The 15,784-nt window shown below is 68.9% G+C and carries 18 protein-coding genes; 13 read left to right on the top strand and 5 right to left on the bottom strand.

The window, feature by feature from the left end; translation table 11 throughout:
- Positions 1-23: 23 nt before the first annotated feature.
- The 5 genes from G4G29_RS13235 (at position 24) to G4G29_RS13215 (ending at position 4,429) form a co-directional block, all read left to right on the top strand.
- Positions 24-683 carry a response regulator transcription factor gene (locus G4G29_RS13235; protein ID WP_183150448.1) on the top strand — a complete coding sequence of 220 codons (660 nt, stop codon included), beginning with the start codon at positions 24-26 and terminating at the stop codon, positions 681-683.
- Positions 673-1,518: a hypothetical protein gene (locus G4G29_RS13230; RefSeq protein WP_183150447.1), complete on the top strand. Its 846-nt coding sequence runs from the start codon at positions 673-675 to the stop codon at positions 1,516-1,518. The genes G4G29_RS13235 and G4G29_RS13230 overlap by 11 nt, the downstream gene beginning before the upstream one ends.
- Before the next feature lie 22 nt (positions 1,519-1,540).
- Complete coding sequence (locus G4G29_RS13225) at positions 1,541-1,909, top strand: ATP-binding protein (RefSeq protein WP_183150446.1); 369 nt, start codon at positions 1,541-1,543, stop codon at positions 1,907-1,909.
- On the top strand, positions 1,906-2,913 hold the full coding sequence (locus G4G29_RS13220) for a hypothetical protein (RefSeq protein WP_183150445.1): 1,008 nt from the start codon (positions 1,906-1,908) through the stop codon (positions 2,911-2,913). The genes G4G29_RS13225 and G4G29_RS13220 overlap by 4 nt, the downstream gene beginning before the upstream one ends.
- A gap of 316 nt (positions 2,914-3,229) precedes the next feature.
- On the top strand, positions 3,230-4,429 hold the full coding sequence (locus tag G4G29_RS13215; protein ID WP_183150444.1) for an ROK family transcriptional regulator: 1,200 nt from the start codon (positions 3,230-3,232) through the stop codon (positions 4,427-4,429).
- A gap of 31 nt (positions 4,430-4,460) precedes the next feature.
- Here the strand turns inward: G4G29_RS13215 and G4G29_RS13210 are convergent, their stop codons facing one another.
- The 4 genes from G4G29_RS13210 to G4G29_RS13195 form a co-directional block, all read right to left on the bottom strand.
- Positions 4,461-4,655 (bottom strand): acyl-CoA carboxylase subunit epsilon, encoded by a 195-nt coding sequence (locus G4G29_RS13210; RefSeq protein ID WP_183152839.1) that lies wholly within the window; start codon positions 4,653-4,655, stop codon positions 4,461-4,463.
- A 44-nt stretch (positions 4,656-4,699) separates the two neighbouring features.
- A complete protein-coding gene (locus G4G29_RS13205; protein WP_183150443.1) occupies positions 4,700-6,298 on the bottom strand; it encodes an acyl-CoA carboxylase subunit beta in 1,599 nt (532 codons plus the stop codon).
- 82 nt (positions 6,299-6,380) lie between these two features.
- Positions 6,381-7,394: a hypothetical protein gene (locus G4G29_RS13200; protein WP_244632016.1), complete on the bottom strand. Its 1,014-nt coding sequence runs from the start codon at positions 7,392-7,394 to the stop codon at positions 6,381-6,383.
- 76 nt (positions 7,395-7,470) lie between these two features.
- Positions 7,471-8,163 (bottom strand): NTP transferase domain-containing protein, encoded by a 693-nt coding sequence (locus G4G29_RS13195; RefSeq protein WP_183150442.1) that lies wholly within the window; start codon positions 8,161-8,163, stop codon positions 7,471-7,473.
- Between the two features lie 248 nt (positions 8,164-8,411).
- Here G4G29_RS13195 and G4G29_RS22250 point away from each other — a divergent pair, with 248 nt between their 5' ends.
- The 5 genes from G4G29_RS22250 to G4G29_RS13180 all read left to right on the top strand — a co-directional run bounded on the left by G4G29_RS22250 (position 8,412) and on the right by G4G29_RS13180 (position 12,156).
- Positions 8,412-10,310, top strand: a complete 1,899-nt coding sequence (locus tag G4G29_RS22250; protein ID WP_244632015.1) for an ABC transporter ATP-binding protein — start codon at positions 8,412-8,414, stop codon at positions 10,308-10,310.
- The gene (locus G4G29_RS22245; protein ID WP_244632014.1) at positions 10,286-11,191 is read left to right on the top strand and encodes a hypothetical protein; all 906 of its coding nucleotides are present in this window, start codon (positions 10,286-10,288) and stop codon (positions 11,189-11,191) included. The genes G4G29_RS22250 and G4G29_RS22245 overlap by 25 nt, the downstream gene beginning before the upstream one ends.
- Positions 11,188-11,469: a hypothetical protein gene (locus tag G4G29_RS22240; protein ID WP_244632013.1), complete on the top strand. Its 282-nt coding sequence runs from the start codon at positions 11,188-11,190 to the stop codon at positions 11,467-11,469. The genes G4G29_RS22245 and G4G29_RS22240 overlap by 4 nt, the downstream gene beginning before the upstream one ends.
- An 86-nt stretch (positions 11,470-11,555) precedes the next feature.
- A complete protein-coding gene (locus G4G29_RS22235; RefSeq protein ID WP_244632012.1) occupies positions 11,556-11,849 on the top strand; it encodes a hypothetical protein in 294 nt (97 codons plus the stop codon).
- A gap of 40 nt (positions 11,850-11,889) precedes the next feature.
- On the top strand, positions 11,890-12,156 hold the full coding sequence (locus tag G4G29_RS13180; RefSeq protein ID WP_026049764.1) for a DUF3039 domain-containing protein: 267 nt from the start codon (positions 11,890-11,892) through the stop codon (positions 12,154-12,156).
- Positions 12,157-12,158: 2 nt separating this feature from the next.
- On the opposite strand, the gene G4G29_RS13175 is transcribed toward G4G29_RS13180, so the two are convergent.
- Positions 12,159-13,484 carry a nicotinate phosphoribosyltransferase gene (locus G4G29_RS13175; protein WP_183150441.1) on the bottom strand — a complete coding sequence of 442 codons (1,326 nt, stop codon included), beginning with the start codon at positions 13,482-13,484 and terminating at the stop codon, positions 12,159-12,161.
- Between the two features lie 64 nt (positions 13,485-13,548).
- Here G4G29_RS13175 and murI point away from each other — a divergent pair, with 64 nt between their 5' ends.
- Genes murI through rdgB form a run of 3 tightly spaced genes read left to right on the top strand, consistent with a single transcriptional unit; the run spans position 13,549 to position 15,766 of the window.
- Positions 13,549-14,379: a glutamate racemase gene (gene murI, locus G4G29_RS13170; protein ID WP_183150440.1), complete on the top strand. Its 831-nt coding sequence runs from the start codon at positions 13,549-13,551 to the stop codon at positions 14,377-14,379.
- 54 nt (positions 14,380-14,433) lie between these two features.
- Positions 14,434-15,249 carry a ribonuclease PH gene (gene rph, locus G4G29_RS13165; RefSeq protein ID WP_244632011.1) on the top strand — a complete coding sequence of 272 codons (816 nt, stop codon included), beginning with the start codon at positions 14,434-14,436 and terminating at the stop codon, positions 15,247-15,249.
- Positions 15,173-15,766, top strand: a complete 594-nt coding sequence (rdgB, locus tag G4G29_RS13160; RefSeq protein WP_183150439.1) for an RdgB/HAM1 family non-canonical purine NTP pyrophosphatase — start codon at positions 15,173-15,175, stop codon at positions 15,764-15,766. The genes rph and rdgB overlap by 77 nt, the downstream gene beginning before the upstream one ends.
- Positions 15,767-15,784 lie beyond the last annotated feature (18 nt).

Here is a 15,784-nt window from a genome sequence, read left to right as displayed (position 1 = left end):
AGGGGACTCACTAGGCTGGGGGGATGAGCAGGGTGGCACTCATCGACGATCACGAGTCCGTACGCCTCGGCCTCGAGGCCGCGTGCGCGCGCGATTCGCAGACTGTCGTGTTCTCGGGAAGCACCGTCGTCTCCTACCTCGAGTGGCGCGCCGCGTCGGGGTCCGCGCCGGCTGACGTGGTCGTCCTCGACCTCACGCTCGGCGACGGCACCACCGTGACCGAGAACGTCACATCGCTCGTGAGCGACGGGGCGAGCGTCGTCATCCACAGCGTCGCCGATCGTCCGGCCGCCGTCCGCGAAGCGCTGTCGGCCGGAGCGGCAGGCGTCGTCAGCAAGTCCTCGGCCCTCGACGACGTCCTGGACGCGATCCGGACCGTCGCGCAGGGCGAGGCGCTCAACAACGTCGAGTGGGCGAGCGCGGTCGACGGCGATCGGGACTTCGCGGATGCGCAGCTCTCCACCCGCGAACGCGAGGTGCTCCGGTTGTACGCGGCGGGGCTGCCGTTGAAGGCCGTCGCCGAACGGCTCGGCGTCGCCTACTCCACGGCCAAGGAGAACATCACTCGCATCAGGGTCAAGTACGTCGAGGTCGGCAGGCCAGCGCCCACCAAGGTCGATCTTCTCCGTCGAGCGATGGAAGACGGCATCGTCGCGGCCGACGGGGCATCGAGTGCCCGCTGACCCGCTCAGCATCCGAGATGCCTGGAGCAAGATCCCCTCTCCCGGCGGCACCGAGACGGAGTTCGAGCGCTTCACCGGGAAGCGCATGGAGCGCATCCTCGCGATCGTCGTCGCGCTCGGCTCCGCGGTACTCGGTGCGCAGGCGCTGATCGGCGCGGTGAACTCGCTGTCGCGGGCCGATGTGGTGCACATCGTGATGCTGGTCGTGGTGTTCGTGCCGCTCGCCGCGATGCTGGTGGCCTGTCTGGTCGGCCGCGGGGTGCGCACCTTCTCGGGCGCATTCGCCGTGGTCTACGTGCTCGCGCTCGCCGCCTGGCCGACGGTCGTCGACCCTGCGGACAAGAGCGCGGGCGACCAACCATGGATCTTCTTCCTCGTCAACGTGGGCGTGGTCGCGGCGATGCTCGCCTTCCCGCTGTGGCTCCAGTTCGCCTGGGCCGCCGGGATGCCGCTGGTCTACGGCTATGTCCGTCTCGTGCAAGGGGAGTTCTCCCGGGAGTTCTGGGTGACGACCGCGTTCGATGTGTCTTTCACGTTGATCCTCGGCGTCGTCATGATCTCGCTCGGCTGGATGTTCCGTTCCGTCGCCGCGGGGGTCGATGAGGCCAGGGCGCAGGCCGTGTCCTCGTACTCGACCGCCGCCGCTGCCGCCGCCGCCGAGGAAGAGCGTGTGGCGATGTCGGCGTTGATGCACGACAGTGTGCTGGCCGCGCTCATCGCCGCCGAGCGGGCCGAGGGCGACCGCGCGAAAGAGCTCGCGGTGGCGATGGCGCGCGCGGGCTCTCACCCGCCTCGCGAACACGGAGGCGGCCGTCGCGCAGGAGGGGAGCGATGAGCCGGTCGGCACGGCGCAGATCGTGGTCGAGCTGCGCCGTTCGCTCTCGGAGCTCGGTGCCGACGCGGTGGTCGAGGAACGCGGGGGTATCGGGCTCATCCCCGGTCGGGCGGCCAGGGCTCTCGTGCTCGCCGCGCGGCAGGCGATCGGCAACGCCGTGGCGCATGCGCACGGGCGTGGTCTGCACATCGTCGCCGAGGGGCACGGCGACGAGGGGGTCGCGGTCACGGTGTCCGATACCGGACCGGGTTTCGACGTCGAAGCCATCGGGGCGGATCGTCTCGGGATCAGGGCCTCGATCTTCGCGCGTATGGCCGGTGTCGCCGGGACGGCAGACATCCGGTCGGACGAGCACGGCACGGTCGTCACTCTGGGGTGGGAGCGCTCATGAACCGCACGGTGCGCAGTGTCGCCACCTCGCTCGCGGTCGGGTTCGCCCTGTACTTCGTCGCTCGGGGAGTGTGGTGGATCGAGCAGCCAACGGCGCCGCTGCTGATGGTCCTCGCGATCGGCGTGTACCTGGTGGTGGTGAACATTGCGATCCTGGGTGATGCGACATCGGTGCGCATGCCTCTGTGGTCGGCCGTGCTGGCACTGCTGGCCAGCGCTCTGATCCCGACACTGGTCACCTTCTCGCTGGAGCCCGGCGACCGGACGGCGCCCTTCGCCACCTGGTACATCGGTGCGCTTGGGCTGCTCGGCGTCGTCTGCGTGGTGCGCCGTCGCTTCCTCATCGGCTGGTTGGTGCTCGTGGTGCTCGTGGTCGCCGCTTCCGCGTACCTCGGCGTCGGCGTGGCGCTCACCCTCGGTCTGGTCGGTTCGATCATGTGGGTCGCCGTCGCCAGACTGCTCGTGATGTTCTGGGACCGTGCGGTGCGCGATACCGAGCGCCTCGCCGAGATCCAGCAGGCGGTCTCGGCATGGCATGCCACGCAGCGGGTGCGGCAGCGCGAGAGGCGTCTGCGCACCCAGTTCGCTCTGGCCGTCGCCGGCCCCGTGCTGAGTCGGGTCGTCGCCACGCGGGGCGCCCTCGACGACGGCGAACGACGGGAGGCGCGTCTTGCGGAGGGGCGACTGCGCGACGAACTGCGCGGCGCGGACCTCCTCAACGATGCCGTGCGCAATGCGATCGATGTCGCGCGCAGACGCGGCGCCGTCGTCACCGTGTTCGACGAGGGCGGGTTCGACGGCATCGACGAGGCTCGTCGCGGCGCGATCAGAGATGAGCTGGCGGCGACACTCACCCAGGCCAAGGCTGCCCGCATCATCATCCGTTCCGCGCGTGATCCACGTGTCGCGGTGACCGTCGTCGGCCGCGCCGGAACCCGCTCCTCCGGCGACGATGACGCGGTCGACCTGTGGCACGAGATCCCGCGGGATCCCGCCGGAGGCTGATCACGGCGCGAGTCGCGCGCACGTCCTCGGCTCCGGCCCTGGGGAGGTGACCGGAGTCGAGGATGCGGAGAGAGTGGGCGAGGGGCGGCGAATCCGCCTGCCCCTCGCCGTGCGGACAGTTACCCGAAAACCGTCCGCTGGTGGCCGATCAGCGTCTGTCTACCCTGGGACAGAGAGACCAGCCGAACGCGAAGCGTCTCCCTTAGTCTGAACGGTCGCGCACGCGTTGTCTGTAGGTATTTTGGGGGACACGGTTTCCACGCCGATGGGCCATCATTGGACGATGGGAATGCGTCGAGGCACCAATCTTCCGCGGATGGGTGACTTCAATCAGTCCGTCGTGCTGGAGGCCGTCCGCCAGTCGGCCGAGGGGCTGAGCCGGATCGAGCTCGCTGCCGCGACGGGGCTGTCGGCGCAGACGGTCACGAACATCACGAGGCGCCTCCTGGACGACGGGTTCATCCGCGAGGCCGGGCGCACGATCAACGGCCCCGGCAAGCCCCGGGTCACTCTGCGCCTCGTCCCGGACAGCCGCTTCTCGGTGGGAGTGCACCTCGATCCCGCAATCATGACGTTCGTCCTGCTCGACCTGTCGGGGGCGGTGGTGCGGCGGATGAGCGTGCGCACTCCGGCGAAGGAGCCCCGACAGATCGTCGCCGCCATGGCCACGACGATCGAGGCGCTGATCACGGCGTCCGGGGTGGATCGGACCCGGATCGCCGGGGTGGGAGTGGCCGCGCCCGGCCCCCTCGACGTCGAGAAGGGCACGGTGATCGATCCGCCCAAGCTCCTCGGCTGGCACCGGGTGCCACTCAGAGCGGTGCTCGCGGAGGCGACCGGGATGCCCGTGGTGTTGGAGAAGGACACGACCGCGGCGGCCGTCGGCGAGCTCTGGAGGCGAAGGGCCTCCGCTGACGACTCCTTCGTCTTCGTCTATCTCGGCACCGGGATCGGGGCGGCCGTGGCCCGAGACGGCAGGGCGATACCCGGGAGCACGCGCAACATCGGCGAGGTCGGGCACATCATCGTCGACCCGGATGGCCCCGCGTGCACCTGCGGTTCGCGCGGGTGTGTCGAGGTCGTGTGCACCCCGCAGGCGATCGTGGAGCAGGCGGAGCGTGCGGGGGTGTTCCGCGACGACCGCGAGGGGAGCGATGTCGAGGCCGTCGATGGGCGCTTCACCGCGCTGTGCGAGCGCGCCGCCGCGGGCGATGCTTCTGCCGTCGGCGTGCTGCGTCAGGCGGCGGTGCACATGTCGGTGCTGACCGCCGCGTTGACGAACATGCTCGACGTCGATCGCGTCGTCTTCGGCGGCCCGTTCTGGTCGCGGCTCGCCGCGGTGTATCTCGGCGAGATCCCCGAGAGACTGGCGCGCGCGAGTGCGACACGTGCGGTGCGGGAACTCCCCGTCGACGGGACGGTCGTCGGCGACGACGTCGGCGCGGTGGGTGCAGGATGCGTCGTGCTCGATTCCGTGCTCAGCCCGCGCGCATCCGTCCTGCTGCTGGACGGCTGAGACCACAGCGGCAGCCCCGGTCGGCGTCGTCTCAGCCGGAGAAGCGTCCCCAGGGGATGTCCCGACGCAACGGTCGGCGAAGGGGGCGCTGCGTGCGGGTCCAGGCCGAGACGGACGGCTCTTCGGCGACGGCGTCGGCGGCCTCGGTCGCGTATGCCTCGCTGATCACGGCGATGAGCGCGGCGAGTTCTTCCTCGGTCGCCGTCCCGCGCGTGATCTCCAGCATCGGCGCCGCCGGATCCGATGCCGCGCCGGGGGCTTCCTGCCCGGTCACAGGGGGATGTTCCCGTGCTTCTTGGGCGGCAGCTCCGCGCGCTTGCCGCGCAGAGCGCGGAGGGCCTTCGCGATCGAGACGCGGGTGTTCGCCGGCTCGATGATGCCGTCGAGCTCGCCGCGCTCCGCCGCGAGGAACGGCGACGCCACGTTGTAGGTGTACTCGTTCGCGAGCCGGGTGCGCACGGCGGCGACGTCCTCGCCCGCTTCCTCGGCCTTCTTGATCTCTCCGCGGTAGAGGATGTTGACGGCGCCCTGGCCGCCCATGACGGCGATCTCGGCCGTGGGCCAGGCGAGGTTGACGTCGGCGCCGAGCTGCTTGGAACCCATCACGATGTACGCGCCGCCGTAGGCCTTCCGCAGGATCACGGTGACCAGGGGCACCGTGGCTTCGGCGTAGGCGTACAGCAGCTTCGCCCCGCGACGGATCACGCCGGTCCATTCCTGGTCGGTGCCGGGAAGGTAGCCGGGCACGTCGACCAGGGTGACGATCGGGATCGAGAACGCATCGCAGAAGCGGACGAAGCGACTGGCCTTCTCGCCGGCCTCGATGTTCAGCGTTCCGGCCATCTGGGACGGCTGGTTGGCGATGACGCCGACCGAGCGGCCCTCCACACGGCCGAAGCCGATGACGATGTTCGGTGCGAACAGCGGCTGGACCTCGAGGAAGTCGCCCTCGTCGACGACGCGCTCGATGACCGTGTGGATGTCATAGGGCTGATTCGTCGAGTCGGGCACGATCGTGTTCAGCGTACGGTCGGCATCGGTGGTCTCGAACTCGAACGCGCTCTCGTACGACGGGAGCTCTGCCATGTTGTTGTCCGGCAGGAAGCTCAGCAGCGTGCGCGCATAGTCGAGCGCGTCGTCCTCGTCTTCCGCCAGGTAATGTGCGACGCCGGAGCGGGTGTTGTGCGTGTATGCGCCACCGAGCTCCTCCATGCCCACGTCCTCGCCGGTGACCGTCTTGATGACGTCGGGGCCCGTGACGAACATCTGGCTGGTCTTGTCGACCATGATCACGAAGTCCGTGAGCGCGGGGGAGTACACCGCACCCCCGGCTGCGGGGCCCATGATGATCGAGATCTGCGGGATGACGCCGGATGCGCGGGTGTTGAGGCGGAAGATCTCGCCGTACTTGCCGAGCGCGACGACGCCCTCCTGGATGCGTGCGCCGCCCGAATCGAGGATGCCGATGCACGGCATGCCGCCTGCGAGCGCGAACTCCATGATCTTCACGATCTTCTCGCCGGCGACCTCGCCGAGCGATCCGCCGAAGGTGGAGAAGTCCTGCGAGTACACGGCCACGGTACGGCCGTTGATGGTGCCGACGCCCGTGACGACCGAGTCGCCGTAGGGGCGGGAGCGGTCCATGCCGAACGCGGTGGTGCGGTGGCGCACGTACTCGTCGAACTCGACGAAGCTCCCGGGGTCGACGAGCAGCTCGATGCGCTCACGGGCGGTCATCTTGCCCTTGGCGTGCTGCTTCTCCTTCGCCTTCGCTTCTGCGTCGACGACGGCTTCGGTGTAGCGAGCGCGCAGGTCCGCGATCTTGCCGGCGGTGGTAAAGAGGTCGGGCTTGTCCGTCACGGATTCCACCCTAGCGTCGGGTCGCCTCGGTCCGTTGGATGCTCGGCACAACGAGGCGGCTGATCCTTTGGCGACGAGCGTGCAGTGTCCGTCAGCCCGCCGGCTCGTTCCGATCGCGTTCCACGGAGGGCGACGAGCCCGAGAGGGAGGTGAGGTCGTGGTCGCCGGTGTCGTGCGGGTTCGGCTCGAGCTGTTCGACAGCCGTGCGCCGGCTGGTGGCCAGTTCGCCCACGCGGTGTCCCACCCATCCCGCGCCGCGGGCCACGGTTCCTGCCGCACCCGCGACCGCGTTCCCGGCATAGCGGGCGCCGCGGAGCATCCGCAACTCCAGCTTCTCGGCCCCCGGCACGGGTTCCAGCTCGATCGGCAGGTCGATCGGAGCAGCGCCGAACGCCTTGTGCGAGGTGGTGAGCACGCGGCGTCCGAGGATGTGGTTCCCCGCGCCTCCGACCGCGGCGCCGATGCCGAACGGGAGGGCCTTGCCGATGACCGAGGCGCCGCCCTTCGCGGCGAACTGCTTCACGAACATGCTCTTGAGCTGATCGACGAGGGGTCCGACGGCTGCGCGGGGGAGCGACTTCGTGACGAGCTCGCCCCAGTACGACGACCGGCTCCCCCCTCGTCCTGCGACCTGACCCGCGAGCTGCCCGACCAGGTCGACGCCCTCCTTGCCGAGCATGAGTGTCATCACGAGCGCCCTGGCCCTGTCGGGGTTGGCGACCGCGATGCCGTGGACCTCGGCGACGGACTGGGCGAACAGTGCCGTCGACTCGACGAAGCCCACGGTCTCGACGCCCGAGAGCGCGAGGGTGACGCCCGTGCCGATGCCGGGGACGACCGCGGTCGCGCCGACGGCGGCCCCTCCGGTCGTCACCGCGGCGAGGTAGCGCCGTTCGAGGATCCGGATGATTTCGGACGGCGATGCCTGGGGGTTGCGCAGACGGATGCTGCGGATGTGCGCGAGGACGAGGGGACGCTGGATGGACAGCACCCTGTCGAGTCCGCGCACCATCATCGGATGCTCAGGAGAACCCTGGGGCGGCACGCCCTTGTCCCACGGGGCGTCATCCGGGAGGGAGTGGATCTTGTGCACCTTGGGGGTCATGCAGCGATCCTACGAAGCCCGACCGCGAAAACGCCGAAAGCCCGGCTCCTCGAGGAACCGGGCTTTCGGGAGCGGATCAGACGAAGAGGTTCGCCCGCTCGAGGTCTTCGGCGAAGTCGACCTCGACCGCGTACAGGTCGGAGACATCCATCGGCTCGAGGAGCAGACCATCTTCCGCGATCGCGAGCTCGAGCCCACGCTCGAAGTAGTCCTGATCCTCGACGCGCTGCAGCTGGCGCATGAACGCCTTCTTGTGCGTGGACGAGATGTAGTTGATGCCGACGGCCTCGCCGAGCCCGCCCTTGACGGTCTTGGACAGCTCGTTGATGAAGCCTTCGGCCGTGACCGTGTACTTCACCTCTTCGTCGCTGACCTTGGAGGTGTTGACGGTGACGAACGACTGGTCGCGCTCGATGTACGCCGCTGCGCGACCGAGGATCATCGGATCGAAGACCACGTCGCCGTTCATCCACAGGACGCCACCCCGTCCCGTCGCCCCGAGGGCGCGGAGCAGGCTCTTCGAGGTGTTGGTCTCGTCGTAGCGCTCGTTGTGGACGTAGTTGACCGAGGGGAAGGCGTCGATGATGGTCTCGGCGCGATAGCCGACGACCGTCGTGATGCGTGCGTCGGAGCCGAAGGCGGCGCGGATGTTGTCGTGCTGCTGGCCCATGATCGTGCGGCCGTCGCTGAGTTCGGTGAGCGGCTTCGGCAGCGCACGGCCGAGGCGCGAGCCCATGCCCGCGGCGAGGATGACGGTCTGAAGAGTCACGAGTGCTCCTAAAGGAAGTTGTGTTCACGGTCGATTCACCGACCAGACACTTCGTCGTGCCGCGTTCATGCTAGCGATTCAGCCTGAGAAGCTCCGGGTCCTGACGTCCCCGTTGCCATTTCGTGACCGAGTACACACCGGACGCACAGGGTCTTCGTCGGATTCGGATCTTTCCCGGATCTTCGGATCCGGGAGCGGAATGTTGCGCGGCGGCTTGGCTTGCGGCCGCCCATTGATACCGTAGGACGGTGACTTCTTCCCCTGACGACCGCACCGCCCAGGTGGACGATACCGAGACCGCGCCGCGAAAGGCAACGGTGAAGCGCGCTCCGGCCGCGAAGCAGACGGTCGGCACTCCGCCCGCGGCGGCGAAGACGACTCCGACGGCGAAGAAGACCCCCACGGCGAAGAGCGCCTCAGCCGCGCGTAAGGCACCTGCGGCGACGAAGAAGACCACGACTGGAGCACGCTCCACCGCGCAGCCTCGGTCCAGCGCGGCGAAGACCAACACTGCGAAGAACAGCGCTGTGAAGACCGCCACCGCGAAGGCAGCCGCCGAGAAGGCGGCACCATCCGCCGAGGTCGTCGTGGAGCCCCTGACGAAAGCCTTGGACCGTCCGTCCGCGGCACCGCGGACGGCGGCAGCCGCGCGTACAGCTGCGGCGAAGAACACGGCTGCGCGAGCGACGAAGAAGCCCGCGACGGCGGCTGCGGCCAAGACCGCTGCGGCCAAGACCGGTGCGGCCAAGACCGGTGCGGCCAAGACCGGTGCGGCGACGCCGGGTGCGGCCAAGGCCGGTGCGGCCAAGACTGCTGCCGCGAAGTCCGCTGCCGCGAAGTCCGCTGCCGCGAAATCGGCGGCGGCGAAGTCCACTGCCCGTTCTGCGACGGCGAAGACCACGGCGGCGAGGTCAGCGGCAGCAAAGGCGGCAGCCACCAGGGCGGCGAAGGCGGCCGCGGCCACGGCGGCCGAGGCCGAGCCTGAAGCGACGCCTGCGGCGGAGCAGGCTCCCACCGCCGAGTCGAGCTCGGCGGTCGAGTCGAACCCTGCGGTCGAGTCGAACCCTGCGGTCGAGTCGGACCTGGTGGTCGAGTCGGACCTGGTGGTCGAGTCGGACCTGGTGGTCGAGTCGGACCTGGTGGTCGATTCAAACCCGGTGGTCGATTCGGACCCGGCGGTCGAGGGTGCATCCTCTGCTTTGATGGCGGATGAGGGGGAGACGCCCGTGGCGAGATCCGACGATGACAGCGAACCGACCCTCGTCGCCGAGCCCGATCCCGCGCCGGAGGTGGAGCCGGACGCCGTCGTGATCGCCGAACCGGACGCCGTCGTCGATGACACGGCGTCCGACGACACGGCGGCCGGCGCCGTCGAAAGCGGTCCGGACACCGAGGCGATCAGCATCCGCGGACTCGTGAAGCAGTTCGGCGACAATCGGGCCGTCGACGGCATCGATCTGACGGTTCCCGCCGGGTCTTTCTACGGCATCGTCGGTCCGAACGGCGCGGGCAAGACGACCACGCTCTCCATCGTCGCCGGCCTCCTGCGCGCAGACGAAGGAAGCGTCGTGATCTGCGGCATCGACCAGTCGGCGCAACCGCAGGCGGCGAAGCGCCTGATGGGCGTGCTCCCTGATCGGCTCCGCACCTTCGATCGTCTCACCGGTCGTCAGCTGCTCTATTACTACGGACTTCTGCGGGGGCTGTCCTCGGACGTCATCGAGAAGCGCGCGACGGATCTGGCGCGCGCGTTCGACCTCGGAGACGCGTTGAGCCGGGTGGTCTCCGACTACTCGGCCGGAATGACGAAGAAGATCATGCTCGCCGGAGCGATGATCCACTCGCCGCGCGTCCTCGTGCTGGATGAGCCGTTTGAATCGGTCGATCCGGTCTCTTCCGCGGTCATCCTCGACATCCTGCGTGCCTATGTCTCGCACGGAGGAACCGTGATCCTGTCCAGCCACGGCATGGACTTGGTCGAACGTGTCTGCTCTCGGGTCGCGATCATCGTCGGCGGCGAAGTGCTCGCAGAGGGCACGATCGACGAGGTGCGCGCGGGTCAGACGCTCGAGGCACGGTTCGTCGAACTCGCCGGCTCCAGCGGAGAGGTGGAGGGGCTCGAGTGGCTGCACACGTTCTCCGACTGAGATTCGCGCTGCTGCTCGGGTCGTTGCGCGGCGATCGTCGGGTTCGCACTCTTCTCGCGTTCGCTGCCGTCGTCATCGTCACCGTCGTGGTCTGTCTCGCGGTGTTCAGCCTCGCCGACGCCTCAGTTCCCGTCGCACGGGCGGTCACCGTCCTCGGTGGCGGCGCACTTCTTCTCGGGTTCCTCGTCGGCCCGATCCTCGTCGGCGCCGTCGACCAGCTCGATCCGCGGCGCTTCGCGGTGTTCGGCGTGGACGAGCGGCAGATGCCGTGGGTGCTTGTGCTGGCGGCCTTCGTGAGCGTGCCGAGCCTCGCCCTCCTCGCGGTCTACGTGAGCGTCTGCGTCGTCGCCGTGTCCGCCGGCACCCCGTGGCCCCTCGCGGTGCTGTTCACCGTCGTCGGGGTGGTGACGACGGTGCTCATCGCGCGGATCGGCATGGCGATCAACGCCCTGCTGCTTCCGGAGCGGCGCTCCCGTGAGCTCACCGCGCTCTTCGCGCTCGCGCTGCTCGTGATCGCTTTCCCCGTGGCGGTGTTCCTGGGGTCGTTGCGCTGGGACGGCCATGTGCCGGAGTCGCTGGCGACACTGTCCACGGTGCTGGGGTTCACGCCGTTCGCCGCTGCGCCGGGGTTCCTCTTCTCGGCGGCTGCGGGGAGACCGGATCGGCATGGGCGAGCGGTATCGTCGCGATCCTCACCATCGGTGTCCTCTGGCTGGTGTGGTCCTGGCTGGTCAGCCGCCTCCTCACGACCACCGAACGTCCGGTCGCCTCGCGAGAGCGCACCGGACTCGGCTGGTTCGGTCTTCTGCCGTCGAACGCGTTCGGGGCGATCGCATCCCGGAGCCTCGTGTACTGGCTTCGCGATCGCCGATACATCATGAACATCATCGTGGTCCCGGTCGCCGGGGTGCTCACGGTGTTGCCGCTCATCGTCGCGGGCGTGCCGCTCGAAGTGGCCGCTCTCGTGCCGGTCCCGGTCATGGCGCTGTTCTTCGGCTGGCTTCCGCACAACGACGTCGCCTACGACTCGACCGCGCTGTGGACCCACGTGGCCAGTGGCGTCCGGGGGCTGCCTGACCGTCTGGGGCGTCTGGTCCCCGTCCTGCTGGTGGCCGTTCCGGTCCTCGCGATCGCCGTGCCCTCTCGCTCCTCCTCGTAGGCGACTGGAGTCTGCTCCTGCCGCTCGGCGGTCTCGCGGCGAGCCTGCTCTTCTGCGCGCTCGGACTCTCGAGCATCGTCTCGGTCGTGGCCCCGTATGCGGTGTCACGGCCCGGAGACAGTCCGTTCCAGCAGCCGCAGCGGCCGACCTCCCGCGGCGCCTACGGTCCGGCGGCGGCGTTCCTCGGCGCGATCGTGCTCAGCGTGCCGACCATCTGGCTGTTCGCCGCGTCGATCATCGAAGGCTCCGCATACGCGCCCGCGACGTTCTGGGTCGGACTCCTCGTCGGACTGGGCGTGCTCGCAGCGGGAGCGGTCATCGGCGGTCGCATCTTCGAGCGCAGCGGCGAGCGGCTCATGGAGTTCGTCGAGACCGCGTGAGGGCCGCCCGCGAGGCACACGACGACGCTAGACTCACGGGATGAGTACTCCGCTGGACAGCCCCGATCAGGGCGGCGTGGCAACGCTTGATCGCGAACTGGAAGAGCTCCTCCGTGAGGAGAACCTCGAGCCGGGCGACCATGAGCGCTTCTCGCACTATGTGAAGAAGGACAAGATCCTCGAGTCGGCGATCACCGGCAAGCCGGTGCGCGCACTGTGCGGCAAGAAGTGGACGCCGGGTCGCGACCCGGAGAAGTTCCCGATCTGCCCCACGTGCAAGGAGATCTACGAGTCGATGATCGGCTGACGTCAGTCGGCGTCGACGTAGACGGTGGGGATCGCCGGGTCGGACTTGCTGAGGGCGAGGGCGCGCACGGGAAGCTCTTCGCGTACCCGCAGGTGATGCGACCGTGCGGCCGCAGTCCCCTCGATCCCCTCGTAGGCGGTCTCGATCTCGCCGGCTTCCACGAACGTCACCTGCAGCGCACGCCCGTCCGGATGCTCGCTCGCCGTGTCGATCTCTTCGAACCCGTCGGAGACCGCGACGGTCTCGGCGGTCGCGACACCATCGACGAGCGTGCGGAAAGCGGCCTTGCGCCCACCGTGCGATCCCTTGTCCGCCGAGACCTTCGCGACGCCGATCCACGACCCGGTGGAGTCCTGCCGTGCCACCAGCTTGTAGACCATGCTCGCGGTCGGATAGCCCGATCCGGTCACCACCGACGTGCCGACACCGTACGCGTCGACGGGTGACGCGGCGAGGGCCGCGATCGCGTATTCGTCCAGGTCGCTGGTCACCGTGATCCGCGTCGACGTCGCTCCGAGTTCGTCGAGTTGTGCGCGCACATCGGCGGCGACGATCGGCAGGTCCCCGGAGTCGATCCGTACCCCGCCGAGCCCCGTGCCGGCGACGCGGATGGCCGTCTCGACTCCGGTGCGGATGTCGTAGGTGTCCACGAGCAGCGTGGTGCCGACACCCATGCTCTCCACCTGGGCACGGAAGGCCTCCTCCTCGGTGTCGTGCAGGAGAGTCCAGGAGTGCGCCGCCGTCCCCATCGTCGGGATACCCCAACTCCGCCCGGCTTCCAGGTTGCTCGTCGCCCCGAACCCGGCGATGTAGGCCGCGCGCGCCGCAGCGACGGCCGAGCGCTCGGCAGCACGCCGTGAACCCATCTCGGCCAGAGGGCGCTCACCCGCCGCGATGCTCATCCGTGACGCCGCAGTCGCCACGGCGGAGTCGTGATTGAGCACGCTCAGGGCGAGGGTCTCGAGCACCACCGCGTCGGCGAAAGACCCCTCGACCGTGAGGATGGGCGAGCCGGGGAAGTACAGCTCTCCCTCGCGGTAGCCGCGGATCGACCCTGTGAACCGGTAGTCCTCGAGGTACTTGAGCGACGCCGCATCGACGACCTCCTCGTCGCGCAGGAACCGCAGCTCGTCCTCTCCGAACCGGAACTCCCGCAGGAGTCCGAGCAGACGTCCGGTCCCCGCCACGACGCCGAATCGGCGCCCCCCGGACAATCGCCGGGAGAACAGCTCGAAGACGCTCGGCCGGAACGCCGTGCCGTCGCGGAGGGAGGCAGCGAGCATCGTCAGCTCGTAGCGGTCGGTGAGCAGCGCCGTCGACGTGGTCATGCGCTCAGCTTAGTGAGCGTCTTGATACGCGCGGTGGGGCCGCACGCGGGTAGGCTGGGGAGTCATGAACGACGCGCCGATCGGGATCTTCGACTCCGGTGTCGGCGGGCTCACGGTGGCGCGGGCCATCCGCGCCCAGCTGCCCCGTGAGTCTTTCGTCTACATCGGCGACACCGCCCACTCGCCGTACGGACCCAAGCCCATCGCCGATGTCCGCCGGTATGCCCTCGAGGTGCTCGACACCCTCGTGGATCAGGGTGTGAAGATGCTCGTGATCGCGTGCAACACCGCCTCGGCAGCGATGCTCCGGGACGCGAGAGAGCGGTACGACATCCCCGTCGTCGAGGTCATCGGTCCCGCCGTGCGCCGCGCCGTCTCCACGACGCGCAACGGACGCGTCGGCGTGATCGGCACGGTCGGCACCATCGGGTCGAGGGCCTACCAGGACATGCTCGAGGTGAACGAACGTCTCCAGGTCTTCACCGCCGCCTGCCCCCGGTTCGTCGAGTTCGTCGAGGCGGGGATCACGGGTACGCCCGAAGTCCTTGCGGTCGCCGAGGGGTATCTCGCTCCGCTGCGCGATGCGGGGGTCGACACGCTCGTGCTCGGCTGTACGCACTATCCGTTCCTGCGGGGCGCCATCAGCTACGTCATGGGCGAAGGGGTCACGCTGGTCTCCAGCGACGACGAGACGGCAGGCGATGTGTATCGCCAACTGGTGCGGGGTGACCTGCTCGCCTCGCCGAATGCCACTGCCACCTATGTCTACGAGGCGACCGGCGCCTCGACCGACGATTTCACCGCATTGGCCAATCGTCTGATGGGGCGCGAGGTGCGCGATGTGCAGCTCGTGCAGACCGGTGTGATCTCCGTTCCCCGCACCGCCTTCGAGTAAGACCCGCCTCGAATCGTCCCGACCGATTCGCTCACCCCGACCCGAGAGAAGCACATGACCGAAATCGTCCGCGTCGACGGCCGTTCCACCGATCAGCTCCGCGAGATCACCATCGAGCGCGGCTGGAGCGCACAGGCCGAGGGATCGGCTCTGATCAGCTTCGGGGGCACGAAGGTGCTGTGCACCGCATCGTTCACGAACGGGGTGCCCCGCTGGTTGACGGGCAAGGGCAAGGGCTGGGTCACCGCCGAGTACGCGATGCTCCCTCGGGCGACCAACAGCCGGAACGACCGTGAGAGCGTCAAGGGACGCATCGGCGGTCGGACGCATGAGATCTCCCGCCTCATCGGCCGGGCACTGCGCGCCGTCGTCGACACGAAGGCGTTGGGCGAGAACACGATCGTCATCGACTGCGACGTGCTGCAGGCGGACGGCGGGACCAGGACTGCCGCCATCACGGGGGCCTATGTGGCCCTGGCCGACGCCATCGAGTGGGGTCGTGACAAGAAGTTCATCGGCAGGAACTCGACGCCGCTCCTCGATTCCGTCGCCGCCGTCTCGGTGGGGATCATCGACGGCGAGCCCATGCTCGACCTGGCATACACGGAGGACGTGCGCGCGGAGACCGACATGAACGTGGTCGTCACCGGTCGCGGACTGTTCGTCGAGGTGCAGGGCACGGCGGAGGGTGCGCCCTTCGACAAGCTCGAGCTGGATGCGCTGCTCGAGCTGGGCCTCGCCGGCTGCGAAGACCTGAAGGGCAAGCAGCTCGCCGCGCTGGCGGGGAGTGACGATGCAGGTGGTGCTCGCGACGCACAACCCGCACAAGGTCGCGGAGTTCCAGCAGATCGTGGCGCGAACGCGTCCTGACCTCGAGGTCATCGGGTACGACGGCCCGGAGCCGGTGGAGGATGGCGTGACATTCGCCGAGAACGCCCTCATCAAGGCCAGGGCGGCGTCTGCGCACACGGGGCTCGCGGCGTTGGCCGATGACTCCGGGATCTGCGTCGATGTGCTCGGCGGGTCTCCCGGCGTGTTCTCCGCGTACTGGGCGGGTCAGAAGAAGGACGCGTCCGCGAATCTCGAACTGCTGCTCGATCAGCTGCGCGACATCGCCGATCCCCATCGCACGGCGCACTTCACCTCGACCATCGCGCTGGTCCTCCCCGACGGGCGGGAGCGTGTCGTGGAGGGGCGATGGCCAGGACGGTTGGCGCACGCCGCTTCGGGCGGGGGAGGCTTCGGCTACGATCCGATCTTCATCCCGGATGGGCAGCCGACGGGGAACGAGCGCACCGTGGGCGATTTCACCGCGGAGGAGAAGCAGTCTCAGTCCCATCGGGCTCGCGCGTTCTCGGAACTTGTGCCCCTGCTCGCCGCGCTCTGATCCGCGGCTGTTGTAACC

This window comes from Microbacterium sp. Se63.02b, assembly GCF_014171575.1.
Taxonomy (GTDB): Bacteria; Actinomycetota; Actinomycetes; order Actinomycetales; family Microbacteriaceae; genus Microbacterium.
The sequence above is the reverse complement of the archived record's forward strand: the minus strand, read 5'-3'. Positions and strand labels throughout refer to the sequence as shown.

What these genes read in the sequence shown, in the direction of transcription:
- G4G29_RS13235 (WP_183150448.1), top strand. Translation starts at nt 24, where the DNA reads ATGAGCAGGGTGGCACTCATCGACGATCACGAGTCCGTACGCCTCGGC.
- rph (WP_244632011.1), top strand. Translation starts at nt 14,434, where the DNA reads ATGACCGAAATCGTCCGCGTCGACGGCCGTTCCACCGATCAGCTCCGC.
- G4G29_RS13175 (WP_183150441.1), bottom strand. Translation starts at nt 13,484, where the DNA reads ATGACCACGTCGACGGCGCTGCTCACCGACCGCTACGAGCTGACGATG.
- rdgB (WP_183150439.1), top strand. Translation starts at nt 15,173, where the DNA reads ATGCAGGTGGTGCTCGCGACGCACAACCCGCACAAGGTCGCGGAGTTC.
- G4G29_RS22240 (WP_244632013.1), top strand. Translation starts at nt 11,188, where the DNA reads ATGAACATCATCGTGGTCCCGGTCGCCGGGGTGCTCACGGTGTTGCCG.
- murI (WP_183150440.1), top strand. Translation starts at nt 13,549, where the DNA reads ATGAACGACGCGCCGATCGGGATCTTCGACTCCGGTGTCGGCGGGCTC.
- G4G29_RS13220 (WP_183150445.1), top strand. Translation starts at nt 1,906, where the DNA reads ATGAACCGCACGGTGCGCAGTGTCGCCACCTCGCTCGCGGTCGGGTTC.
- G4G29_RS13210 (WP_183152839.1), bottom strand. Translation starts at nt 4,655, where the DNA reads ATGCTGGAGATCACGCGCGGGACGGCGACCGAGGAAGAACTCGCCGCG.
- G4G29_RS13180 (WP_026049764.1), top strand. Translation starts at nt 11,890, where the DNA reads ATGAGTACTCCGCTGGACAGCCCCGATCAGGGCGGCGTGGCAACGCTT.
- G4G29_RS13215 (WP_183150444.1), top strand. Translation starts at nt 3,230, where the DNA reads ATGGGTGACTTCAATCAGTCCGTCGTGCTGGAGGCCGTCCGCCAGTCG.
- G4G29_RS13200 (WP_244632016.1), bottom strand. Translation starts at nt 7,394, where the DNA reads ATGACCCCCAAGGTGCACAAGATCCACTCCCTCCCGGATGACGCCCCG.